Genomic DNA, 24,062 nt, shown 5'->3' with positions numbered 1-24,062 from the left:
TCAGGCCCCCAGCGCCAGCGCGACGCGGTAGGTGATGAACGAGGCCGTGTACGCCAGCGCGAACATGTAGCCAGCCATGATGAACGAATAGCGCACGCTGCCCGTCTCGCGGCGCACCACCGACAGGGTGGACATGCACTGCGGCGCGAACACATACCACGCCAGCAGCGACAGCGCCGTGGCCAGCGACCACGAATGCGCCAGTACCGGCGCCAGCGCGTCAGCGATGTCGTCGCCGCCTCCGGCCAGTGCGTACACCGTGCCCAGTGCGCCCACCGCCACTTCACGGGCGGCCATGCCCGGCACCAGCGCAATGCAGATCTGCCAGCCAAAGCCGATCGGCTCGAAGACCACCGCCAGCGCGCGCCCCAGCATGCCGGCGATGCTGTAGTAGATCGGCGGCTGAGTCGCGCCTTCGGGCGCACCCGGGAAGCTCGACAGGAACCAGACCAGCACCATCAGCGTCAGGATCATCGTCCCCACCCGCGTGAGGAAGATGCGCGCGCGTTCCCACAAGCCAAGCGCCAGGTTGTGCAGGTGCGGCCAGTGGTAGGCCGGCAGCTCGAGCATCAGCGGCTGCTGGCGGTTGGCGCCCATGGTGCGCTTGATGAACCAGGCGACCGCCATGGCGCTGGCCACGCCGGCAAAGTACAGCAGGAACAGCACCAGGCCCTGCAGGTTCATCATGCCCCACACCTTGCGGTCGGGGATGAAGGCGGCGATGATCAGGGCATACACGGGCAGGCGCGCCGAGCAGGTCATCAGCGGCGCGATCATGATCGTGACCAGCCGGTCGCGCGGGTTCTGGATCGTGCGCGCAGCCATGATGCCGGGGATCGCGCAGGCGAACGAGGACAACAGCGGAATGAAGGCACGGCCCGATAGTCCGACCCCGCCCATCAGCCGGTCGAGCAGAAAGGCCGCGCGCGGCAGGTAGCCGCAGTCCTCGAGCACGAGGATGAAGAAGAACAGGATCAGGATCTGCGGCAGGAACTGCAGCACCGTGCCGACGCCGCCGAAGATACCCTCCACCAGCAGACTGCGCAGCGGCCCCTCCGGCAGCAGGTTGCCGACGAATGCGCCGGTCGCCTCCACGCCGCTCTTGATCAGCTCCATGGGCGGCTGGGCCCAGCTGAACACGGCCTGGAACACCAGGAACATCAGCGCAGCCAGGATGACCGGGCCCACCACCGGGTGCAGCACCACGTGGTCGATCTGCTCGGTCAGGTTGCCGGTGTCGTTGGCATAACTGGTGCACTCGTCCAGGATGCGGCGCACCTCGCGCTGGGTCTCCTCGACCGGCACCGCGTCGATCGCGGCCAGTGGGTTGGGGGACAGCTTGGTATCGAACGGCATGCGGTCGAGCAGCGCCAGCAGCGCCTTTTCGCCGCCGGCCTGGATCGCCACCGTCTCGACCACCGGGAAGCCCAGCTCCGCTTCCAGCTTGGCCGTGTCGATCAGGATGCCGCGTTTTTTGGCCACGTCCACCATGTTCAGCGCCAGCACCATCGGCAGGCCCAGGCGGCGGATCTCCAGCACCAGGCGCAGGTTCAGGCGCAGGTTGGTGGCGTTGACCACGCAGACCACGGCGTCCGGCGCCTGTTCGCCCTTGCGCAAGCCGGCCACCACGTCGCGCGTGATCGCTTCGTCCGGGGTGTGCGCGGACAGGCTGTAGGCGCCCGGCAGGTCGAGCACACGGAACGCGCGTCCGCCGGGCGAGGTGAACGAGCCTTCCTTGCGCTCGATGGTCACGCCGGCGTAGTTGGCGACCTTCTGGCGCGCGCCGGTCAGGCGGTTGAACAGCGCCGTCTTGCCGCAGTTGGGATTGCCGAGCAGCGCGATCAGCGGCGTTTTGGTCGCCGCGCGCACCTGCTGTTCCAAAGCGCCCATGACTTACTCGGGCTTGATCGAGACCAGCGCCGCCTCGAAGCGGCGCAGGGCGAAGGTGGACTGGCCGACCTTCACCGCCAGCGGGCCGCCGGGCAGCCCGCGCTTGAGCATGCGGATACGCTCGCCCGGCACGAAGCCCAGCTCCATCAGCCGGCGCGGCACGTCGATCCCGTCCGAGCCGCCGGAGGGCGCCAGGTGGATCACAATGCCGCTCTGCCCCGCTTTCAGGGCGTCCAGGGTGGTCAGGGTCGATGCCAGGGTCATGGTGTGGTGCGCGTAAGCCGGATGGACAGATGAGAACATCATAAACCTAAATGCGAATAATTTCTATTTGCGATTTGTATACGATGGGCTGCTTTGCCTCAATTCGGCAACAAAATGCTTGCGTCCGCAGCCGCGTTTGGCGAGAATATACCACAAATGAGAATGATTCTCATTCTTCTAGTCGAAACGGCAAGGAAAGAAAACGATGATCGTCTGTGTCTGCAACAACATCTCGGACCGCGAAATCCGCCAGGCGGTGGACCTGGGGATTTCGTCGATGCCGGAACTGCACCGGGAACTGGGCGTGGGCACCTGCTGCGGCAAATGCGTCAGCTATGCGCGCGACGTGCTCAATGAGCACCTGGACAGCAAGGTCACGGAGCTGCATTACAAGAAGAGCACTACCTCTGCCTGAGCGTTCCAGGAAGTAACGAGTACCACCAGCCCCGAAACGTCGTCCCCGCGGAGGCGGGGACCCATAGACCGCTTGCGCAGCCGCCCATTGACGGGCCCACCACGGCGCGTACTCAGCATGGGTCCCCGCCTGGCGCGGGGACGACGTTGTTTGGGGGATGTCGATACGCGCACCGCAGCGAATCCGGTCGCGCGCCACGTCCGGAACGCCTGCGCTAGAGTGTTTGCACAACACCACGCAAGGGCGACACATGAAGGGCGATCCGAACATCATCCGGCTGCTCAACGCGCAGCTGACCAACGAACTGACCGCAACCAACCAGTACTTCCTGCACGCGCGCATGTACCGGCACTGGGGCCTCGTCAAGCTGGGCAAGAAGGAATACGACGAGTCGATCGGCGAGATGAAGCATGCCGACAAGCTCATCGAGCGCATCCTCACGCTCGACGGCCTGCCCAACCTGCAGGCGCTGCACAAGCTGCTGGTGGGCGAATCGGCCCAGGAAATGCTGGAATGCGACCTCAAGCTCGAGCGCGCGGCCCAGCAGACGGTCAAGGAAGGCATTGCCGCCTGCGAGGTGGCGGCCGACTACGTCTCGCGCGACATCCTGCTGGCCATCCTGGAAGACACCGAGGAACACATCGACTGGCTCGAAACCCAGCTCGACCTGATCGTGAAGATCGGCCTGCAGAACTACCTGCAGGCGCAGATGATCGACGCGTGAACGCGGTTCAGTCGATCTGCTCCCAGCGCCGCAGCCAGGGTTCATAAAAGCCGAGGTCCTGCGGCACGGCGCCGCGGATGGTGCAGATCGCCCCGGCGAACGCGGTGGCCTGCTCCAGCATCTCGATGCAGGACCAGCCACGCGACATTCCGTACAGCCATACCGCCGAAAAGGCGTCGCCCGCGCCCACCGTGTCGCGCACCTGCACCCGTGCCGCTTTTTCCTTCAGCCGGCTTTCGCGGTCCACATAGCGTGCGCCGCCCTCGCCCAGCGTCAGCAGCACGGCTTCCAGGTCGAACAGGCCGATCAGCTCGCGGCAGCTGTCTTCGAACGACGAGTAGTACAGGTCGCGCCGCACCACCAGCGCGGCCAGTTCGTCCTCGCTCAGCTTGGCGACATTGGCCAGCTGCAGCGATTCGTCGATGCAGGCGTCGTCCAGCTCGTCGTCACGCAGGTTCAGGTCGAGAAAGCGCGGCCCCGGGCAGGCGCACGCCAGTGCCGCCAGTGCAGCGTGCGAGCGCGCATCGCGCTGGGCGAGCGTGCCGAAATACAGCGCGGACGGGGTCACCTCCGACAAGGCCTGCACGGCGAGCGCGGCATCGATCGCGTCATAGGCCTGGCCGGGCAGGATCTCGAATTGGTGGCTGTGCCCGAACGTCTTGACGAGCACGCGGCCGGTCGGCAGATCCGGATCGGTTTGCAGGCCTGCGGTGGACATGCCGAACCGTTCGAATTCGGCCCGCACCAGCTCGCCGTTGGCGTCGTTACCGATGCGGGTGACCAGCAAAGGCCGTTCGCCGAACGCGGCCAGGTGGCGCGCGACGTTGAACGGCGCGCCGCCGGCCACCTGGTGGTCGCCGAAATCATCGACCAGGGCTTCGCCAAACAGGACCGGCGCTGAACGCTGCCCGCTCACGGCTCGTAGGGAGCGGTGTCCTTGAACGACGCGCGTTCGGACAGCTTGTCGAACAGGCGTGCCAGGTTGGGGTATTCCTCGCGCCAGCCGATCTCGGGGAAGCGGAAGCTGAGCCAGCCGAGGCAGCAGCCCACCGCCACGTCCGCCAGCGTGTAGTGGTTACCCATGCAGAACGGCGAGTCGCCCAGGTTCTGCGACATGACGTGCAGGCCGGTGCACACCTTGACCATCTGGCGCTCGATCCATGCCTCGCTCTGCTGCTCGCGGGGGCGCAGTGTGCGCTCCAGGCGCACCAGCACGGCCGCGTCGAGCACGCCGTCGGCCAGCGCTTCCCAGACCTTGACGTCGGCCCGGTCGCGCCCGTTGGGCGGCAGCAGCTTGCACACCGGGGTGAGCGTATCGAGGTATTCGGCGATCACGCGCGAGTCGTACATCGCGCTGCCGTCTTCCATGACCAGGCAAGGCACCTTGCCCAGCGGGTTGGACTGGTGGATCCTGGTCTCCGCGCCCCAGACGTTGTCCAGCTCGAGCGAATAATCGACCTTTTTTTCCGCCATGACGACACGGACTTTGCGCACGTAGGGACTGGTGACAGAACCGATGAGTTTCATAAATGCTCAGGTAAGAGGATTGGATGACAGTATAGCATTGGCCCCCGTGCACAAAGTGGCGCGAGCACCAGCCTGCGGTGTGTCCACAACAAGGCCGCGCCACCCCGTCGGTGGTAAAATCCGCGTTTTTGCACGGACCGCCTGCCATGACCGCTAACACCCTCTCCACCCTGTCGGCCCTGTCGCCGCTCGACGGCCGCTACGCCGCCAAGACCGACAAGCTGCGCCCGATCCTGTCCGAGGCCGGCTTCATGCACCACCGCGTGAAGGTCGAGATCGCCTGGCTGCAGGCGCTGTCGCAAGCCGGCTTTGCCGAGATCAAGCCGTTCTCGCCGCAAGCCGCCAGTTTCCTCGACCAGCTGGCCGCCGGCTTCACCGAGCAGGACGCGGCGCGCATCAAGGAAATCGAGGCCGTCACCAACCACGACGTGAAGGCGGTCGAGTACTGGCTCAAGGAGAAGGTCAAGGACATTCCGGAGCTGGTCGCAGCGAGCGAATTCATCCACTTCGCCTGCACGTCGGAGGACATCAACAACACCTCGCACGGCATGATGCTCAAGAACGCGCGCGACAACGTGATGCTGCCCGCGCTGCAAAGCATCATCGCCAAGCTGACCGAGATCGCGCACGTCAACGCCAGCCTGCCGATGCTCTCGCGCACCCACGGCCAGACCGCCAGCCCGACCACCCTGGGCAAGGAATTCGCCAATGTCGTGGCGCGTCTGTCGCGCGCGGCCAAGCGCATCGCCGAGGTCGAAATCCTCGGCAAGATGAACGGCGCGGTGGGCAACTACAACGCGCACCTGTCGGCCTACCCGGGCTTCGACTGGCCGGCCTTCAGCAAGAACGTGATCGAGCAGCGCCTGGGCCTGACCTTCAACCCGTACACCATCCAGATCGAGCCGCACGACTACATGGCCGAGCTGTTCGACGCCATCTCGCGCGCCAACACCATCCTGCTCGACCTGAACCGCGACATCTGGACCTACGTGTCGCTGGGCTACTTCAAGCAGAAGCTCAAGGCCGGCGAGATCGGCTCGTCCACCATGCCGCACAAGGTGAACCCGATCGACTTCGAGAACTCGGAGGGCAACCTGGGCCTGGCCAACGCGACCCTGCGCCACATGGCCGACAAGCTGCCGGTCTCGCGCATGCAGCGCGACCTGACCGACTCGACCGTGCTGCGCAACATCGGCGTGGGCTTCGGCTATGCGCTGCTGGCCTATGACAGCTGCCTGCGCGGCCTGAACAAGCTGGAAGTGAACCCGCAGCGCCTGGAGCAGGACCTGGACGCGAACTGGGAAGTGCTGGCCGAGCCGGTGCAGACCGTGATGCGCCGCTATGGCATCGCCAACCCGTACGAGCAGCTCAAGGAGCTCACCCGCGGCAAGGGCATCACCAAGGAAGCGCTGCGCGAGTTCATCGGCACGCTGGCCATTCCGCAGGAGGCGAAGGACGTGCTGCTGCAGATGACGCCGGCGAACTACACCGGCCTGGCTGCGCAGCTGGCCGCCGCGATCTGATGACGGGCTCCGCCAACGGAGCCGACCATACCAGCCCCTTCAACCCGTCGTTCCCGCGCAGGCGGGAACCCATGCTGAGCGTCCTGGCACGCGGTCTATGGGTTCCCGCCTGCGCGGGAACGACGTCGTTGGGCTAACGGTGGCCTCAGCGCCGCCACACCAGTTTCACCGCCACCCTGCGCGGCACCTCCATGCGCGTGCCCACCGGCCCGAACTCGGCATGTGAGCCGTTCAGGTTCTGTCCGCTCACGGACAGCTCCAGTTCGCGCGACAACCACCACCCGAAGCGCGCATCCACCGCCGTGTAGCCCGACACCGGCCCGATCGCCAGCGCCCCCACGTTGCGCACAGCCACCTCCAGTTCGCGCCGGTCATCGAAGCTGTAGCTCGACCGGAGCTGCGCCGTATGCGCCGGATCGAACCCGCTCGTGGCTGGGTCCCCCACGCTGTTACTGCCGGGCTTGAGCCGGAACCGTTCGCGCAAGGCCGTGAACCCGGCCGACAGGCGCCATTGTTCCGTCACCTGGTAACTGCCCCACGCTTCCACCCCATCGGCCGTGCCTTCCATCAGGCTGGCGAATGCAAGCGCCGTGCCGCTGGGCAGCAGCTCCACCGTGCGCAGGTGGTCGTAGTCGTTGTGGAACAGCGCCAGCGAATACGACAGCCCGGCCGCCGGCTGACCGCGATAGCCCATCTCATACACCCTGGCCACCTCGGAGCGCACCAGCGGGCCGCCGGCCACGATGTAGGGCGGCTGGCCGGGCACGAAGGCATCGACGTCGATGCGCGAGGGCGCGCGCACCGTGCGCGAAGCGCTGGCCCACAGCGCATGCCCGGCTGCCGGCTTGTACGCCAGCCGCGCGGTCGGCAGCCATTCGCTGCCGGTGTAGGGATTGCGCTCGACCCGCGCGCCCACGGTCAGGCGCAGCTTGTCCGACAGGCCGATCTCGTCCTGCGCGAACACGCTGGACCAAGCCTGCCTGTCGTCGGCCGGCAGGAAAGCGACGATGTCGCTGTTCGTGACCCGATCCCGGCTGTGCCGGTAGTTCACGCCCCACACCACGCTGTGCGCGCCAAGCGCCGGCAGCGAGTGCTGCAGCTGCAGGTCGGCGATGTCGAGCGATTCGGTAAAGCTGGGCGGCACCTCGCGCCGGGTGTAGTCGAGATAGGCCTGCACGCCCAGCGTGCCGCCGTCGTCGAGCAGGCGTTGCCAGTGCGCGGTGAGGTTGGCGCCTTCGGTGCGGATGGTCCCGAGCCGCTGGTCCGAGCCGGGCACGTTGATCAGGCCCGGCTCCGGCTGCTCCTGCTTGCCGCGATACGCGTTGGCGTTCACGCCGAAACGGTCGGCCCCGCGCTCCCAGTCGGCACGAAAGCCCAGCTGCGACTGGTGCCAGCCGTCGTTGACCGGTGCGCCCGACGCCAGCTCATTGTGCGAGCGGACCAGGGTCTTTGCGACCACGCGCCAGCTGGCCGTGCCGCTGGTGGCGCCGTAGCGCAGCGCGGCATCGGCGCCATCGCTGGCCGCGCGCGCCAGCGCCAGCGTGCCGCTGGTCTGGTGCGCCGAGCGCGTGGTGATATTGATGACGCCAGTGACCGCGTTGACGCCCCACAGCGTGCCGCCCGGCCCGCTGATCACCTCGATGCGCTCGACGTCCTCGAGCAGCACGTCCTGCGCGTCCCAGAACACGCCCGAGAACAGCGGCGTGTACACCGAGCGCCCGTCCACCAGCACCAGCAGCTTGTTGGGCGGACTGTTGCTGCTGCCGTTCATGCCGCGCGCGGTGATCGAATACGTCTCGTTGCTGGTCTGCGCCACCTGCAGGTTCGGCGCCAGCCGCAGCACCTCGGGCAGTGTGGCCGCACCCGAGCGGCGGATGTCCTCGGCGGTGATCACGTACACCGACGCCGGCGCGTCGATCAGGCGCTCCGGCTTCTTGGACACCGAGGTGACCTGGATGTTGGCCAGCTCCTCGATCGTCATGTCGGCCAGCTCGCCCTGCACCTGCGGCGCCGCGCGCGCAGGCAGCGCCAGCGCCAGGCCGGCAAACAGGGCCAGCAGGCGTCGGGCGGGTGAGCCGGTCTCGTGCATAATGCTCATGCGTCTTGCGGACAACGTAGCTTGAGGTTATTTTTGCTAAACCGATAATCGCAGATTTTACATTCCTTCCGTGTCTTGTGGCGTTTCGAGGCGCGCGCAGGCGCTGTAGTTTCTTGATACTATTTTGTTCTAATACGTACTAATTCTAAAAATGCAACGCTACACCATTCCGGCCATCGTCCTGCACTGGCTGATCGCCCTGCTGATCGTGGCCGCCTTTGTGCTCGGCCTGGTGATGACCGACATCCCGGGCCTGACGCCGGCCAAGCTGCGCTATGTGTCGTGGCACAAGTGGCTGGGCGTGACGGTGCTGGGGCTGGCGGTGCTGCGCCTGCTGTGGCGCCTCGGCCACCGGCCGCCGGCCCTGCCCGCCTCGACGCCGGCCTGGCAGCAAGGCGCCGCGCACGGCCTGCACGCGCTGCTGTATGTGCTGATCTTCGCGGTGCCGCTGTCCGGCTACGCGTTTTCGCTGGCCGCTGGCGTGAAGGTGGTGTATCTGGGCGTGTTCGAGCTGCCGGTGCTGTTCGGCCCCGACCCGGCCCTGAAACCCGTGCTGCGCGCGGTGCACTACTGGCTCGACATGTCGCTGGCCGCAGCCGTGGCGCTGCACCTGGCCGCCGCGCTCAAGCACCAGTTCGTCGACCGCGACGGCCTGCTCGCACGCATGCTGCCGTTTGCCCCAACCAAGGAGAACCCATGAAGTCATTCCGCCTGCTGATGCTCGCGCCGCTGTTCGCGGTGTCGGTCGCCGGCGCCGCCCCCTACAAGGCCGATTCGGCCAACAGCAGCATCAGCGCCGTGTTCAAGCAGATGAACGTGCCGGTCGATGCCAGATTCAAGCGCTTCGACGCCCAGCTCGACTACGACCCGGCGCACCCCGAGAAGGCGCGCGCACAGGTGGCGGTGGACACCGCGAGCCTGGACCTGGGCGACCCGGAATACAGCGGCGAGGTGGCGAAGAAGGAATGGTTCAACTCGGCGCAGTTCCCGAAGGCGACCTTCGTCTCCACCGGCATCAAGCCGGCGGGCGCGGGCAAGCTGACGGTGTCGGGCAAGCTGACCATCAAGGGCCGTGTGCTCGACGTCAGCTTCCCGGTGGTCGCCCGGACCGAGGGCAACAAGCAGGTGTTCGAGGGCCAGCTGCCGATCCGGCGGCTGGCGTTCAATGTGGGCGAAGGCGAGTGGAAGGACACGAGCATCGTCGCCGACGAAGTGGTGATCAAGTTCCGCGTGAGCGCGGCCAAGTAATTTCAACCGACGAGGGAAAGTCCAAATGAAAGCAAGCAAACCCCTGATGGCCCTGGTGATCGGCGCGTGCGCCAGCGCGGCGTTCGCGGCCGACACCTACACGATCGAGCCGAAGCACACCTTCCCCAGCTTCGAGACCGACCACATGGGCATCTCGGTGTGGCGCGGCAAGTTCACCAAGACCAGCGGCACCGTGGTGCTCGACCGCGCGGCCAGGACCGGTTCGGTGGACATCGCGATCGACCCGGCCAGCATTCAGTTCGGCCTGGTGGCGCTGGACGACCACGTGAAGGGCGCCGACATGCTCGACGTGACCAAGTACCCGAGCGCGACCTACAAGGGCCCGGTCGTGTTCAAGGGCGAGGTGCCGGCCGAGATCAATGGCGAGCTGACGCTGCATGGCGTGACCAAGCCGGTCAAGCTGGCGATCAACAGCTTCAAGTGCATCCAGCACCCGATGCTCAAGCGCGAGGTGTGCGGCGCCGATGCGTCGGGCTCGTTCAACCGCGGCGACTTTGGCGTGTCGTACGGGCTGCCGAAGTTCCAGCCGGAGGTGCGCTTGCAGATCCAGGTGGAAGCGATCAAGCAGTAAGCCGGAAGGCGGCGCAATAAACTGCCGTCGTGCCGGCGGACGCCGGGACCCATGCTGAGTATCCTCTGACGCGGCGATTTCGTAACGCCGCATCGGCGCCACCTCAGCATGGGTTCCGGCTTTCGTCCGAACGACGAGCTTTTGGTATCGAATAACGGGGTTTCCACGCAAGCGGGAACCCCGTTGTCACATCAGCGTCCGTCGCCGTCGAAGTCGCCCGGCATGGCGCGCTCGACCTTGTCCCAGGCCGCGCGGCTGGCCATCCTGGCCTGGTCCCAGGTCAGGCGCGACTTGCCCTTCACGCGGTCCCAGTCGTCGGCCATGTGGCGTTCGGCCAGGTCGTAGCTCGGGTAGCGCGCCGCGCTGTTGTAGCCCAGCGCGTAGGCCGGCTGGTAATCGTCGTAGGTGTAGCCCGGCGTGTAGTAGGGCTGGGTCTGGTAGTTGGTGCTCCAGTAGCTATCTTCCGCCTGCGGATTGACCGCACGGCCAGCCGCCTTGCCGACCGCGCCGCCGGCCAGCGCACCGACTGCCGCACCGGCCGCCATGCCCACCGGGCCGCCCACCGCGCCCAGCGCCGCACCGGCCGCCGCGCCGCCGCCCGCGCCCACGCCTTGCGCCAGGTTGTGCTCATGCAGCTGGTCGTCGGTTTTGGGGTTGACCACTTCGCCCGCGCCACGGCCGGCCGCGCCCCCCGCCAGCCCGCCGATCACGGCGCCTGCTGCCATGCCGACCGGGCCGGCCACCGTGCCCGCAGCGGCGCCGGCCGCCGCGCCGGCGCCCGCGCCCATGCCCTTGGCCAGGTAGTGCTGCGACAGGTCATCGCCGGCTTTCGGGTTGACCACTTCACCGGCACCTTTGCCGGCCATGCCGCCCGCAATGCCGCCAATGACCGCACCTGCGGCCGAGCCCACCGGGCCGGCGGCCGCGCCGATGCCCGCACCGGCCAGCGCGCCGGTGCCGGCGCCCAGCCCCGTGCCGATCACGTGCGAGCCGCCGTTGTCGGTCCAGGCGCGCTGGATGTGCTCGACGTCTTCGTCCGAGCGCGCGTGCACGCCCATCAGGATGCCGCCGTTCTTGATGCCTTCCTCGTAGTGCTTGACGCGTTCTTCGGGAATCCCGGCGCCGATCAGCGCGCCGATCAGGCCGCCGGCGATGCCGCCCGCGCCGGCACCGGCCAGCGCCGCTGCCAGCGGGCCGGCCACCACCAGGCCGAAGCCCGGCATCACCAGCGTAGTGCCGACGGCGGCCACGCCCGCCAGCACGGCGCCGATGGTGCCGCCGATGCCGGCGCCCACGCCCGCGCCTTCCGCGGCCTTGCTGCCCAGTTCGGTCTCGGTGTCGCCGAAGTGGGTCTTGCGGGTGCTGTCGGACATCATCAGGTTGACGTCGTCCTTGCCGTAGCCGCGGGTGGAGATTGCGCCATATGCGCGTTCGGCGCTGGCGCGGTCGGGGAACAGGCCGGTCACCATGCGCTGATTCTGCTGCGTCGTCGTGTCGTAGTTGCTCATGTCGAATCCTTCCTTGTCTGAGGGTGGGGGCTTGCCGCGCAAGCCGGGAGGCGTGCTGCCTTCCGGCCAACGATAGGACGGGACCGCCCACTCTTCTGTTCGCTGACGCACCCAGTCGCGGCATTGTCGCCTTGTAAAAGAACGCGGCGGAGGAATCGCAATCTAACGTTCGTTGCCGCACCGACCTGAGGAGAGTCGGCCCTCTAGACTTTTTCACATGGCCACGGCAATCAATTGGCCTGGGGTATGTTCATCCATTGAGAGGAGGAATCAACATGTTATTCATCATCTGGATTGTCGTTGGTGGCATCTTGGGCTGGCTCGCCAGCATGGTCATGAAAACCGATGCCGAGCAGGGCATGATCCTCAACATCGTGGTCGGTATCGTCGGCGCCTTCCTCGGCGGCTGGCTGCTCTCGCCGCTGTTTGGCTCGGGCACGATCAATTCGGACGACTTCAGCGTGTCGTCGCTGCTGGTTTCCTTCCTCGGCGCCGTGATTTTGCTGGCCATCGTCAACCTGCTGCGTCGCGGCCGGGTACGCTAAGTCATCCAATTTCTTGAAAACCAACGCTCATCGCGTTGGTTTTTTTGTACCCGTGCAGACCAAAACTGTCATCGTGGCAATGACGAGCAGCATCCTCTCGCTGTTCGTTGGTTTCCTCGCGCTCAATTTCATGCCGAGCGAGAAGAAAATCGAGACCCAGCTGGTACGCCAGTACGACACCGCCGACCCGCAATTCCGGCGCTCGCTCGGCGTACTGCTGGGGCCGCCGATTATCGAGGGCAACAAGGTCGAGGTGCTGCGCAATGGCGACCAGATCTTCCCGGCCATGCTCGATGCGATCCGCCATGCGCAAAAGACGATCACGTTCGAGACCTACATCTACTGGTCGGGCACGATCGGGCAAGAGTTCACCGAGGCGCTGGCCGAGCGCGCGCGCGCCGGCGTGAAGGTGCACCTGATGCTCGACTACATCGGCAGCATGAAGCTGGACCGGCAGCAGATCGAGGCGATGCGCGCGGCCGGGGTGCAGGTGCAGCGCTACCACAAGCCGGTGTGGTGGAAGCTGGCGCGGCTGAACAACCGGACCCACCGCAAGCTGTTGATCGTGGACGGCAAGGTCGGCTTCACCGGCGGCGTGGGCATCGCCGACAAGTGGCGCGGCAACGCGCAGGACGAGAACCACTGGCGCGACACCCACTTCCGGGTCGAGGGCCCGGTGGTCGGCCAGATGCAGGCGGTGTTCATGGACAACTGGACCAAGGCGACCGGCGTGGTGCTGGACGGCGAGGAGTACTTCCCGCCGCAGGAAACAGCGGGCGACCTGCCGGCCCAGATGTTTTCCAGTTCGCCCACTGGCGGCAGCGAGAGCATGCACCTGATGTACCTGATGGCGATCACCGCGGCGCGCAAGACGATCGAGCTGTCCTCGTCCTACTTCGTGCCGGACGAACTGGCGGTGAAGGCGCTGGTGGCGGCGGCAAAACGCGGGGTCAAGGTGCGCATCATCACGCCGGGCAAGATCATCGATTCGGACGTGGTGCGCATCGCCTCGCGCGAGCGCTGGGGTGACCTGCTGGCGGCCGGGGTGCGTATCGCCGAGTTCCAGCCCACCATGTACCACGTGAAGGCGCTGATCGTCGATGCACGGCTGGTGTCGGTCGGCTCGACCAACTTCGACAACCGTTCGTTCTCGATCAACGACGAGGCCAATCTCAACGTCCTCGACCCCGATTTCGCGCGCGAGCAGGTGGCCGTGTTCGAAGACGACTGGCGCCGCGCGCGCCCGATCAGCTTGTCGCGCTGGGAGGATCGGCCGTGGCTGGAGAAGCTGTCGGGCGAGTTTGCGTCGCTGATCGGGGCGCAGCTGTAAGTACGGCCAAGATTGCGGTTGACTATATGCATGTCGTTTCCCATACTGACGGGCACTCCCCTGCGGAGCGGACGTGTTTTTCCACCCATCACAACACCGACACGCATGAAAAAGACCCTTCTCTCGCTCGCCATCCTGACCAGCTTCGCCGCGCACGCCGACGAAGGCATGTGGATGCCGCAGCAGCTGCCACAAGTAGCCAAGCAACTGAAAGCCGCCGGCCTGAAGCTGGACCCGAACACCCTGACCAAGCTTACCGAGTTCCCGATGGGCGCCGTGGTGAGCCTGGGCGGCTGCTCGGCCTCGTTCGTCTCGCCGGAAGGCCTGATCGTCACCAACCACCACTGCGTGTACAACAGCGTGGCCGTCAACTCGACGCCGCAGAACGACCTGCTGGCCAACGGCTTTCTGGCCAAGACCAGGGCCGACGAACTGCCGGCCGCGCCGGGCAGCCGCGTGTTCGTGACCGAGGAGGTGACCAACGTTTCGGACAAGATCATCGACGCCGCCACCGCCAAGCTCACCGGCAAGGCGCGCATCGACGCGATCGAGAAGAACGAGAAGCAGATGGTTGCGCAGTGCGAGAAGGACCCGGGCCACCGCTGCACCGTGGCCAGCTACTACGGCGGGCTGGAGTTCTACCTGATCAAGCAGCTCGAGATCCGCGACGTGCGCCTGGTGCACGCGCCGCCTTCGGGCATCGGCAAGTTCGGCGGCGACACCGACAACTGGATGTGGCCGCGCCACACCGGCGACTACGGCTTCTACCGCGCCTACGTCAGCCGCGACGGCAAGGCCGCCGACTTCTCGAAGGACAACGTCCCTTACGTGCCGAAGCACTACCTGAAAATCGCCCAGCAGGGCGTGAAGGAAGGCGACTTCATCATGGTGGTGGGCTACCCGGGCCGCACCAACCGCCACCGCCTGCCGAACGAAATCGCCTGGACCTTCGACTGGAACTACCCGGCGTTCGTGAAGGCGTCCGGTGAGATCCTGGCGATCATCGACGAGCAAACCAAGAACGACCCGGCCGCGCGCCTGAAGTACGCGGGCCAGATCGCGGGCGTGAACAACTACTACAAGAACCGCAAGGGCATGATCGCGTCCTACCAGGACAGCGACATCCTGGCGCGCAAGACGGCCGAGCACAATGCGCTCAAGAGCTGGGTGAACGCCAACCCGGCGCGCAAGGCCGAGTTCGGATCGAGCATCGATGACGCCGAGAAGCTGATCGCCCAGCGCGACCAGGAAGTGAAGAAGGGCTTCTTCGTCAGCTACGCGACCCCGCGCTTCCTGGGCTCGGCACGCACGCTGTACCGCCTGGCCAACGAGCGCGCCAAGCCGGACGCCGAGCGCAAGACCGGCTTCCAGGACCGCGATACTCCACGCCTGACCTCGGTGATCGCCGGCCAGGACCGCACCTACGACGAGAAGGTGGACAAGGCGCTGGTGCTGAACTTCCTGAAGCAGTACCTGGCCCAGCCGCAAGCCGAGCACAACGCCGCGTTTGACGCCGCCCTGGGCGTGCGTTCGGGCATGAGCGATGCCGAGCTCAAGGCGCAGCTGGACACGCTGTACGCCGGCTCCAAACTGCAGGACAAGGCCGAGCGCCTGGCGTGGATGAAGAAGTCGCCGCAGGAGTTCAAGGCCAGCAACGACGCCTTCATCAAGGCGGCAGTGGCGATGTACGAGCCGGGCCTGAAGCAGGAGGCTGAAGAGGAAGAGCTTGGCGGCAAGATCCAGCAAGCCTATGCCAATTACATGAAGGCCAAGATCGCCTACATGCACAGCAAGGGCCAGGCCGTGTACCCGGATGCCAACAGCACGCTGCGCGTAACCTTCGGCAAGATCGCCGGCCGCGACCACGGCGCCGACGGCACCGGCTCGTGGACCGCGTTCACCACCGTCAAGGGCGTGCTGGCCAAGCACACCGGCGAAGGCGAGTTCAACGCGCCGGAGCGCCAGCTGGCCGCGATCCGCGCCAAGGACTTTGGCAAGTATGCCGATCCCAAGCTCAAGACCGTGCCGGTGGACTACCTGGCCACGCTGGACATCACCGGCGGCAATTCTGGCTCGGCCGCGCTGAACGCAAAAGGCGAGCTGATCGGCCTGGCTTTCGATGGCACGCTCGATTCGATCATCTCGGACTGGGACTTCAACAAGGCCAACACGCGCGACATCCAGGTGGACGTGCGCTACATCCTGTGGAACATGAAGCATGTGGACCACGCCGACAACCTGCTCAAGGAAATGAAGGCCGAGTAAGCCCCGCACGCCGGGCGACAGCAGCCACGCCGCCGCAAGGCCGCGTGGCTTTTTCTTTGGCGCTTCTGGCGGCGGGCGCGCGTCAATCGGTGCAGCGGCGCACTTGCTGGCGGCGTTCAAGGCCCGGACGGAACGGGAACCGGGCATTTGCCGCACGCCACGCTGACGCCCGTGACCACAGGTCGTTGACGGTGCGGCGTATCCAGATGTCGCGCCAGGCGTTGCGCACGCCTCCGGTCACCAGCAGCCCCCACTCCCGCGGCGACACGGTCTGCCCTTCATACATGATCCGGTCGCGCACCACCTGCGCGTAATACCAGACGCTGTGGTAGCGCATTCGCAGTTCCGTTCCCTCGGGCAGGAACACGTCCTGCCACTGGTAACCGCGGGCGCCCGCTCCCACCTGGCGAGCGCTGCGGCCAGCCATCCACTGCCTGAGCGCAAGCGGCAGGATTTCGTCCGGATTGCGCAAGTCGCCGTGCTTTCGCAGATGGAATGCCAGGTCGAGATAGACCTGGGTGGGGAGCTGCACGGGTATCGTCTCGTTTAACATATTTTTTCCTCGTTTTGTCTCGTCGTCGGTCCGGTTGAGACTTGTCTGCCGAGGGAGAGTTCGCCAACAACGGCCCGCGCACGAGCAAACGCGAGCATTCACGAGACAAAGCGAGACATATCCGCCAACGCGCACCCCAGGCTCTCACATGCGGCAAATGCTGCATTGCAGCATCAATCAATCTTCGGCCACGGGTGTGATTTTCCGAGGGGCTCGCTGCCACCCACGCACGCGCTCCACCGCGCCTGCAGTTGTACAACGGAAAACTTTACCGACCTCGGTTTTTCCCTAGCAAATTAGTAGGTTATTAGGCAAGAAGAACCACTTTTGAACTTGATTGAGAACAATTTGATGCAAATCAAGTGCCTCTTTTGACCAACCGGAAAAACCATAACCTTGGTCATGTTTCTTTTCGGCACCAGTCGCGAGAATGTGCACCAGCACAAACGCCCTTTTTTAATGGAGAGATCTCGATGGATCGCGACAACAACGAAAAAAATGTCACTGAAACGACGCAAGACAGCCGCCGTCGTTTCCTCGGCCGCAGCGCGATGCTGGGCCTCGCCAGTGCCGGCGTGGCCGCGCTGGCCGGTTGCAAGGAAGAAGCCCCGGGCAAGGCCGCGCCGACTGCGGCAGCCGTCCCCAACACCGGCGGCGCCTTCCACGAAGTGGCCCCGGGCCAGCTCGACGACTACTACCTGCTGTCCAGCGGCGGCCACTCGGGCGAAGCCCGCGTGATCGGCATCCCGTCCGGCCGCACCCTGCGCCGCATCCCGGTGTTCAACGTCGACCCGATGGTCGGCTGGGGCATCACCAACGAGTCCAAGGCCATCCTCGGCACCCGTCCGGACGGCCAGCTCAAGTACCTGACCGGCGACACCCACCACGTGCACGCCAGCTACAAGGACGGCACCTACGACGGCAAGTACGCCTGGATCAACGACAAGATCAACTCGCGCATGGCCCGTATCCGCCTGGATACCATGGAATGCGACAAGATCACCGAGATCCCCAACGTGATGGGCATGCACGGCCTGTTCCCGGACAAGTGCGACCCGGTCGACAAGAAGATCAACTACACCACCCGCGTGTTCGCCGGCTCCGAGTTCCACCTGCCGCAGCCGAACGACGGCCGTGACCTGGACGATCCGTCCAAGTGGTACGCCCTGTTCTCGTGCCTGGACGCCGAGACGATGGAAGTGCGCTGGCAGGTCCGCGTGGACGGCAACATGGACCTGGTCGCCACCTCGTACGACGGCACGCTGGCCGGCTCGAACCAGTACAACACCGAGAACGCCGCCGACCAGGCCGGCATGATGGCCGCCGAGCGTGACGCCTGCGTGTTCTTCAACATCGCCCGCATCGAAGCTGCCGTCAAGGCCGGCAAGTTCACCCACATCGGCAACTCCAAGGTGCCGGTGGTGGACGGCCGCAAGGTCTCCAACGGCGATCCGAAGACCGCCCTCACCTGCTACGTCCCGGTCGCCAAGAACCCGCACGGCGTGAACGCCAGCCCGGACGGCAAGTACTTCGTCTGCTCCGGCAAGCTGTCGCCGACCGCCACCGTGATCGACCTGTCGCTGGTGACCAAGTGGTTCAACGGCGAACTGAAGACCGAGCGCGACGCCGTGGTGGCCGAGCCGGAAATCGGCCTGGGCCCCTTGCACACCGCCTTCGACGGCAAAGGCAACGCCTTCACCACCCTGTTCCTGGACAGCCAGATCGTCAAGTGGAACGTGGATGACGCAATCAAGCAGTACAAGGGCGACAAGACCGTCAAGCCGGTGCGCGACCGCGTGGACGTGCACTACCAGCCGGGCCACGGCTACATCTCGATGGGCGAGACCAAGGAAGCCGACGGCAAGTACTTCAACTCGGGCAACAAGTTCTCGAAAGACCGCTTCCTGCCGGTCGGCCCGCTGCACAGCGAGACCGAGCAGCTGATCGACATCTCGGGCGACAAGATGCGCATCGTGTCCGACCACACCGCGTATCCGGAACCGCACGACGCGATCATCGTGCGCCGCGACATCATCAAGACGCGCCAGATCTACAACCTGGATGACTTCCCGAACAAGGTCACGTCCGAGAACGCCGGCATCGAACGCAAGGGCAACAAGGTTCATGTGCGCATGATGTCGCAGGCGCCGCAGTACTCGCTGCCGGTGATCAAGGTGAAGAAAGGTGACGAAGTGACGCTCACGCTGACCAACTACGACAAGGTCGAAGACCTGACGCACGGTTGCGCGATCCCGAACTACAACATCAACTTCATCGTCAACCCGCAGGAGACGAAGTCGGTGACCTTCAAGGCTGACAAGCCGGGCGCCTACTGGATCTACTGCACTCACTTCTGCCACGCGCTGCACCTGGAAATGCGCAGCCGCTTCCTGGTGGAGGCCTGATAGCAGGTTAAGGCAATGTTCAAGCGCCTCTTCGCGGGCCACATGGCGCAAGCCATGTGGCTCGCGCTGTGCATGCTGCTGCCGCAACTGGCGGCGGCATCGCTATACAGCACCGAGCTGCCGCCCGAAGTCGTGAGCGGCCCCAACCTCTGCGCCGCGGCCCCGTGCCGCGACGTGCTGCCTGCCGCGCAGTCGTTTTCGCCGCGCAAGGGCTCTCCGTTCTACGTGGAAGGCTACGGCGCCGACAAGCGCGTGGTCGGCTACGTGTTCCTGTCCACCGACGTGGTCGACATCCCCGCCTACTCCGGCAAACCGGTCGTCACCCTGATCGGCATGGATACCACCGGCGTGATCACCGGCGTGCGCATCCTCAAGCACTCCGAGCCGATCCTGCTGGCCGGTTTGCCCGAGACGGTGCTGACCAACTTCGTCAAGCAGTACCTCGGCAAGCGCGGCGACGCCAAGATGGAAATCGGCGCCGGACAGGCCGATGGCGGACTGAATTTCGACGGCATCAGCGGCGCCACCGTGACCGCGATCGCCGAGAACCAGGTCATCGCGCAAAGCGCCTTCATCATCGGCAGCCAGGTCGGCATCTTCAAGCGCAAGGAGCGCCCGCCCGCGCACTTCAAGCCGCTCGCCGAGCGGCTGTCGTGGGACGCGCTGGCCAAGGAAGGTTCGATCGGCCACCTGGTGGTGGCGGCCGAGGACGTCGGCGCCGACCCGTCCAAGGGCCCGTACATGGACCTGTACTTCGGCTACCTGAACGCGCCGACGGTCGGCACCAGCGTGCTGGGCGAGCATGGCTACAAACGCCTGATGCAGGACCTGAAGCCCGACGAGCACGCCCTGTTCGTGGTGGCTAACGGCCAGGTGTCGTTCAAGGGTTCCGGCTTTGTCCGCGGCGGCATCTACGACCGCGTCCAGGTACGCCAGGACAGCGCCAGCTTCACCTTCCGCGACACCGACTACCTGAACCTGTACGGCGTCGAGGCCGCGGGCAAGCCGGCCTACCGCGAGTCCGGCATCTTCATCATCCGCTCGAAGAACTTCAATCCGGCCTGGCCGTGGCAGCTGAGCTTTTTGGCCAACCGCACCGACAAGCAGACCGGCGCCAAGGTGTTCGCGCACTTCGACGAAGAATACTGGGTCCCGGCGCGCTACCTCGAAGGCGGCCGCCCGCGTGTGGAGCGCCCCGAGCCGGCCTGGCACAAGGCCTGGAGCGGCAAGAAGCTGGAGATCGCCCTGTTCGCGCTGGTGCTGCTGACCGCCGCCGTGCTGTACGCGCAGCGCGACAAGCTGGTGCGCGCGTCCAAGCGCAAGCACAAACCCTGGATTTCGGTGCCGCGGCACCTGCTGTGGATCGCGAGCGTGGTGTACCTTGGCTGGATGCTGAAAGCCCAGCCGAGCGTGACCCAGGTGCTGACCTGGTTCCACTCGCTGATCCACCAGTGGAAGTGGGAACTGTTCCTGTCGGACCCGTTCATCTTCCTGTTCTGGATCTTCCTGGCCGTCACCGTGCTGCTGTGGGGACGCGGCCTGTTTTGTGGGTGGCTGTGCCCGATGGGTTCACTGCAGCATCTGGCATACCGGCTCGGCCAGGTGATCGGCCTGGGAAGATACCAACGCCTGCTGCCCAAGCGCGTGCACGACAAGCTCAAATGGACCAAGTACGTGGTGTTCGCGGTCCTGCTGGCGGTGTCGCTGTGGTCGATGGAAGCGGCCGAGACGCTGGCCGAGATCGAGCCGTTCAAGACCACCTTCCTGGTCGGCCCGTGGAACCGCCCGTGGCCGTACACGCTGTTCGTGGCGGTCATCCTGGGCATCTCGATCCTGTCCGAACGGCCCTACTGCAAGTACCTGTGCCCGCTGGGCGCGTCGCTCGCGGTGCCGTCCACGTTCCGCCTGTTCGGCCTGAAGCGCAAGCAGGAATGCACCACCTGCCACGCCTGCGCCGCCGGCTGCGGCTCGCACGCGATCGACGCCCAGGGCAACATCGACCAGCGCGAATGCCTGGCCTGCCTGGACTGCATGGTGATGTACTACGACGACCATGCCTGCCCGCCGCTGGTCAAGGAGCGCAAGGCGCGCGACAAGGCGGGACAGCCGCTCACGCCGATCGACGCGCGCGGCTACTTCATCCCGCTCGAGAAGGTGCGCTCGGAACTGGCAACCAAGGCCGGCCAGCAGCAGGGGACCGGCAAATGAAGGGGCACATAGGCCTGCTGGCCGCGCTGATGCTAGCTGCGGCCAGCGCCCACGCCGCCGTGCTGCGGGTGGAAAGCGGCCAGTCGATTGCGGCCGCGCTGCGCGCGGCGCGCGTCGGCGACACCGTGCAGGTGGCCGCCGGCACCTACCGCGAGAACCTGGTGATCGACAAGCCGCTCACGCTCGAAGGCGTGGGCAAACCGCTGGTGCACGGCGGCGGCAAGGGCGACGTGATCCGGGTGCGCGCCCAGGACGTGACCATCCGCGGCCTGGCCGTGCAGGGCAGCGGCATCAACCTGGACGCGCAGAACGCCGGCATCTACATCCAGCCCGGCTCGGACCGCGCGCGCGTGGCCGATTGCGAGCTCACCGCCAACCTGTTCGGCGTGTGGCTGGAGCAGTCGGCCGATTCCACCATCGAGCACAACACCATCGTCGGCCGCGCCGACCTGTTCTCGGCCGACCGCGGCAACGGCATCCAGGTGTACAACACCATCAACTCGCAGGTGATCGGCAACACCGTCAGCCACACCCGCGACGGCATCTACGTGGACTACTCGCAGCACGCGCTGTTTCGCGGCAACCGCCTGCACGACGTGCGCTACGGGACCCACTACATGAACACCAACGACAGCACCTGGGAAGACAACGAGACCTGGCACAACCGCGGCGGGCTGGCGCTGATGGAGGTGCGCCACCTGGTGGTGCGCCGCAACCGCGCCTGGGGCAACGAGGAGCACGGCATCATGCTGCGCACGATCCAGGACTCGCTCATCGAGGACAACATCGTGGCCGGCAACGACCGCGGCTTCTTCATCTACGACGCCGAGTTCAACACGATCCGTGGCAACCTGGTGGTCGGCAACCGCAACGGCGTGCAGCTGACCGCGGGCTCCAGCAACAACCAGGTGGACGGCAACGACTTCATCAACAACCAGGAGCAGGTCGAATTCGTCGCGTCCAAGGACGTCGAGTGGGGCCGCAAGCAGCCCAACTACTGGAGCAACTACCGCGGCTGGGATCAGGACGGCGACGGCCGCGGCGACCTGCGCTACGAAGCGAACGACATCGTGGACCGCATCAGCTGGCAGTACCCGCTGGCCAAGCTGATGCTGTCCAGCCCCGCGCTGCAGGCGCTGCGCTTTGCCGCGCGCCAGTTCCCGGTGCTGCGTGCGCCCAGCGTGACCGAGCAGCACCCGCGCATGAAGCCGTGGCACACCAATTGGAGCAAATGGAATGGCGGACTACCGCATTGAAGTACGCAACGTGAGCTGCCGCTTCGGCGAGGTGCAGGCGCTCGACGGCGTGAGCCTGGCCATCGGCAGCGGCCAGATGGTCGGCCTGATCGGCCACAACGGCGCCGGCAAGAGCACCCTGTTCAAGGTGATGCTCGGCCTGATCCAGCCGACCAGCGGCGACGTGCTGCTGGACGGCGCCCCGGTCAGCGGCGAGCGCTTTCGCCAGGCGCGCCGCCGCATCGGCTACCTGCCCGAGACCTTCGCCACCTACGACAACCTGACCGGCGGCGAGGTGCTGCGCCTGTTCGCCGACCTCAAGGGCGTGCCGCGCAAGGAGTGCATCGGCGTGCTCGAGCGCGTGGGCCTGGCGCGCGCCGCCGGGCGCCGCGTGGGCGGCTACTCGAAGGGCATGCGCCAGCGCCTTGGCTTTGCCCAGGTGCTGCTGGGCGAGCCGGACCTGGTGTTCCTCGACGAGCCGACCAACGGCCTTGACCCCGAGGGCATCCACGACTTCTACCAGGTGCTGCGCGAAGTGCAGGCCGGCGGCACCACGGTGGTGATCACCTCGCACATCCTGGCCGACATCCAGGACCGCGTGGACCAGCTGGTGATCCTGCGCGCCGGCCGCGTGGCCGCGCGCGGCACCCTGGCCGAGCTGCGCGCATCCACCTCCCAGCACGCGCGCATCGAGGTGCGCGTGCGCGAAGGCGACGCGATGCGCATCGAAGCCAGCCTGGCCGGCGAGCACGCCATCGAGGTGCTGGCCGACCGCGTGCGCATCGCCTGCGCGCCGCACCAGAAAATGGCGCTGATCGCGCGCGTGGCCGCGCTGGGCGACGCGGTGCTCGACCTGTCGGTGCAGGAAGCATCGCTCGAACAACTCTTCCTTGGATTTGGAGGCAAGCATGGCACGCATTGAATTGCGCCAGGCAGGCGTGATCGCGCGCCAGGAATTCCGCGACCGCCTGCGCAACCGCTGGGTGCTGGCCGTGGCGCTGGTGCTGGCGCTGCTCGCGCTGGCCATCGCCTATGCCGGCAGCGCCCAGCAGGGCCAGGTCGGCTTTCGCGGCATCGAGGTGACGGTGGCCAGCCTGACCAGCCTGGCCGTGTACCTGGTGCCGCTGATCGCGCTCATGCTCGGCTACGACGCCATCGTCGGCGAGCGCGAACGCGGCTCGCTCGACCTCCTGGTATCGATGCCGATCACGCGCTTCGAGATCCTGCTCGGCAAATTCGCCGGCCTGTCGGCGGCGCTGGCCTGCGCCACCGCCGGCGGCCTGGTGCTGGCGGCGCTGCCGCTGGCGCCGCACTTCAAGAGCCACGACGTGTGGCACTACGCGGGCTTTGCAGGCAGCGCCGTGCTGATGGGGATGGCCTTCCTCAGCATGGCGATGCTGGTGTCCGTGCTGTCGCGCGACCGCATCCGCGCCAGCGGCGCCGCCATCGGCCTGTGGTTCCTGTTCGTGCTGGCCTTCGACCTGGGCCTGACCGGCGCGCTGGTCGCCAGCAACGGCGCGCTCGGCAGCGGCGTGTTCGGCGCGCTCCTGATGCTCAATCCCGCCGACGTGTTCCGCATGCTGAACATCTTCGGTTCCGGCGACGTGCAGGACATGTATGGCCTGGCCACCGCCGTGCCCGGCGTGCTGACCTCGCCGCTGCTGCTGGTGGGCGCGATGGCCGCGTGGATCGGCGTGCCGCTCGCGCTGTCGGCGTGGCGCTTCCGCTGACA

21 protein-coding genes are annotated in these 24,062 nt (G+C 66.1%); 14 read left to right on the top strand and 7 right to left on the bottom strand.

Going from position 1 to position 24,062, the window contains the following annotated elements; all coding sequences use genetic code 11:
- Both feoB and NX773_RS13465 read right to left on the bottom strand, forming a co-directional pair.
- A complete protein-coding gene (feoB, locus tag NX773_RS13470; RefSeq protein ID WP_258856841.1) occupies positions 1–1,890 on the bottom strand; it encodes a ferrous iron transporter B in 1,890 nt (629 codons plus the stop codon).
- A gap of 3 nt (positions 1,891–1,893) precedes the next feature.
- The gene (locus NX773_RS13465) at positions 1,894–2,196 is read right to left on the bottom strand and encodes a FeoA family protein (RefSeq protein ID WP_258856840.1); all 303 of its coding nucleotides are present in this window, start codon (positions 2,194–2,196) and stop codon (positions 1,894–1,896) included.
- A gap of 163 nt (positions 2,197–2,359) precedes the next feature.
- On the opposite strand from NX773_RS13465, the gene NX773_RS13460 reads away from it, so the two are divergent.
- On the top strand, positions 2,360–2,569 hold the full coding sequence (locus tag NX773_RS13460) for a (2Fe-2S)-binding protein (RefSeq protein ID WP_258856839.1): 210 nt from the start codon (positions 2,360–2,362) through the stop codon (positions 2,567–2,569).
- A gap of 250 nt (positions 2,570–2,819) precedes the next feature.
- A complete protein-coding gene (gene bfr / locus NX773_RS13455; protein WP_258856838.1) occupies positions 2,820–3,293 on the top strand; it encodes a bacterioferritin in 474 nt (157 codons plus the stop codon).
- 7 nt (positions 3,294–3,300) lie between these two features.
- On the opposite strand, the gene NX773_RS13450 is transcribed toward bfr, so the two are convergent.
- Positions 3,301–4,209 carry a PfkB family carbohydrate kinase gene (locus NX773_RS13450; RefSeq protein WP_258856837.1) on the bottom strand — a complete coding sequence of 303 codons (909 nt, stop codon included), beginning with the start codon at positions 4,207–4,209 and terminating at the stop codon, positions 3,301–3,303.
- Positions 4,206–4,820, bottom strand: a complete 615-nt coding sequence (locus NX773_RS13445) for a glutathione S-transferase N-terminal domain-containing protein (protein WP_258856836.1) — start codon at positions 4,818–4,820, stop codon at positions 4,206–4,208. Before NX773_RS13445 ends, NX773_RS13450 begins: the two co-directional genes overlap by 4 nt.
- Before the next feature lie 146 nt (positions 4,821–4,966).
- Here NX773_RS13445 and purB point away from each other — a divergent pair, with 146 nt between their 5' ends.
- Positions 4,967–6,343: an adenylosuccinate lyase gene (gene purB / locus NX773_RS13440; RefSeq protein WP_258856835.1), complete on the top strand. Its 1,377-nt coding sequence runs from the start codon at positions 4,967–4,969 to the stop codon at positions 6,341–6,343.
- Positions 6,344–6,488: 145 nt separating this feature from the next.
- Here the strand turns inward: purB and NX773_RS13435 are convergent, their stop codons facing one another.
- Positions 6,489–8,441 carry a TOL_0244 family TonB-dependent receptor gene (locus tag NX773_RS13435; protein WP_258856834.1) on the bottom strand — a complete coding sequence of 651 codons (1,953 nt, stop codon included), beginning with the start codon at positions 8,439–8,441 and terminating at the stop codon, positions 6,489–6,491.
- Positions 8,442–8,592: 151 nt separating this feature from the next.
- On the opposite strand from NX773_RS13435, the gene NX773_RS13430 reads away from it, so the two are divergent.
- From NX773_RS13430 to NX773_RS13420, 3 genes are read left to right on the top strand one after another with little or no spacing between them, the layout of a single operon-like run.
- A complete protein-coding gene (locus NX773_RS13430) occupies positions 8,593–9,141 on the top strand; it encodes a cytochrome b (RefSeq protein ID WP_258824422.1) in 549 nt (182 codons plus the stop codon).
- The gene (locus NX773_RS13425; RefSeq protein ID WP_258856833.1) at positions 9,138–9,689 is read left to right on the top strand and encodes a YceI family protein; all 552 of its coding nucleotides are present in this window, start codon (positions 9,138–9,140) and stop codon (positions 9,687–9,689) included. Before NX773_RS13430 ends, NX773_RS13425 begins: the two co-directional genes overlap by 4 nt.
- A 25-nt stretch (positions 9,690–9,714) precedes the next feature.
- Complete coding sequence (locus tag NX773_RS13420; protein ID WP_258856832.1) at positions 9,715–10,281, top strand: YceI family protein; 567 nt, start codon at positions 9,715–9,717, stop codon at positions 10,279–10,281.
- A gap of 191 nt (positions 10,282–10,472) precedes the next feature.
- On the opposite strand, the gene NX773_RS13415 is transcribed toward NX773_RS13420, so the two are convergent.
- Positions 10,473–11,789: a hypothetical protein gene (locus NX773_RS13415; protein WP_258856831.1), complete on the bottom strand. Its 1,317-nt coding sequence runs from the start codon at positions 11,787–11,789 to the stop codon at positions 10,473–10,475.
- Between the two features lie 275 nt (positions 11,790–12,064).
- Between NX773_RS13415 and NX773_RS13410 the strand changes: the two genes are divergently transcribed.
- The 3 genes from NX773_RS13410 to NX773_RS13400 all read left to right on the top strand — a co-directional run bounded on the left by NX773_RS13410 (position 12,065) and on the right by NX773_RS13400 (position 15,929).
- A complete protein-coding gene (locus NX773_RS13410) occupies positions 12,065–12,334 on the top strand; it encodes a GlsB/YeaQ/YmgE family stress response membrane protein (protein ID WP_211526581.1) in 270 nt (89 codons plus the stop codon).
- Between the two features lie 79 nt (positions 12,335–12,413).
- Complete coding sequence (gene cls, locus NX773_RS13405; RefSeq protein WP_258856830.1) at positions 12,414–13,664, top strand: cardiolipin synthase; 1,251 nt, start codon at positions 12,414–12,416, stop codon at positions 13,662–13,664.
- Positions 13,665–13,769: 105 nt separating this feature from the next.
- On the top strand, positions 13,770–15,929 hold the full coding sequence (locus NX773_RS13400) for a S46 family peptidase (protein ID WP_258856829.1): 2,160 nt from the start codon (positions 13,770–13,772) through the stop codon (positions 15,927–15,929).
- 82 nt (positions 15,930–16,011) lie between these two features.
- Here NX773_RS13400 and NX773_RS13395 read toward each other — a convergent pair whose 3' ends face one another.
- A complete protein-coding gene (locus NX773_RS13395) occupies positions 16,012–16,482 on the bottom strand; it encodes a hypothetical protein (RefSeq protein WP_258856828.1) in 471 nt (156 codons plus the stop codon).
- 473 nt (positions 16,483–16,955) lie between these two features.
- On the opposite strand from NX773_RS13395, the gene nosZ reads away from it, so the two are divergent.
- Genes nosZ through NX773_RS13370 form a run of 5 tightly spaced genes read left to right on the top strand, consistent with a single transcriptional unit; the run spans position 16,956 to position 24,060 of the window.
- Entirely contained in the window at positions 16,956–18,887 is a 1,932-nt protein-coding gene (gene nosZ / locus NX773_RS13390; protein WP_258856827.1) for a TAT-dependent nitrous-oxide reductase, read from the top strand.
- 15 nt (positions 18,888–18,902) lie between these two features.
- Positions 18,903–21,095: a 4Fe-4S binding protein gene (locus tag NX773_RS13385; RefSeq protein ID WP_258856826.1), complete on the top strand. Its 2,193-nt coding sequence runs from the start codon at positions 18,903–18,905 to the stop codon at positions 21,093–21,095.
- The gene (locus NX773_RS13380; RefSeq protein ID WP_258856825.1) at positions 21,092–22,351 is read left to right on the top strand and encodes a nitrous oxide reductase family maturation protein NosD; all 1,260 of its coding nucleotides are present in this window, start codon (positions 21,092–21,094) and stop codon (positions 22,349–22,351) included. Before NX773_RS13385 ends, NX773_RS13380 begins: the two co-directional genes overlap by 4 nt.
- The gene (locus NX773_RS13375; RefSeq protein WP_258856824.1) at positions 22,332–23,252 is read left to right on the top strand and encodes an ABC transporter ATP-binding protein; all 921 of its coding nucleotides are present in this window, start codon (positions 22,332–22,334) and stop codon (positions 23,250–23,252) included. Before NX773_RS13380 ends, NX773_RS13375 begins: the two co-directional genes overlap by 20 nt.
- Positions 23,239–24,060 carry an ABC transporter permease gene (locus tag NX773_RS13370; RefSeq protein ID WP_258856823.1) on the top strand — a complete coding sequence of 274 codons (822 nt, stop codon included), beginning with the start codon at positions 23,239–23,241 and terminating at the stop codon, positions 24,058–24,060. The genes NX773_RS13375 and NX773_RS13370 overlap by 14 nt, the downstream gene beginning before the upstream one ends.
- Positions 24,061–24,062: the final 2 nt, after the last annotated feature.

This window comes from Massilia solisilvae, assembly GCF_024753215.1.
Lineage (GTDB): Bacteria > Pseudomonadota > Gammaproteobacteria > Burkholderiales > Burkholderiaceae_D > Telluria > Telluria solisilvae.
The sequence above is the reverse complement of the archived record's forward strand: the minus strand, read 5'-3'. Positions and strand labels throughout refer to the sequence as shown.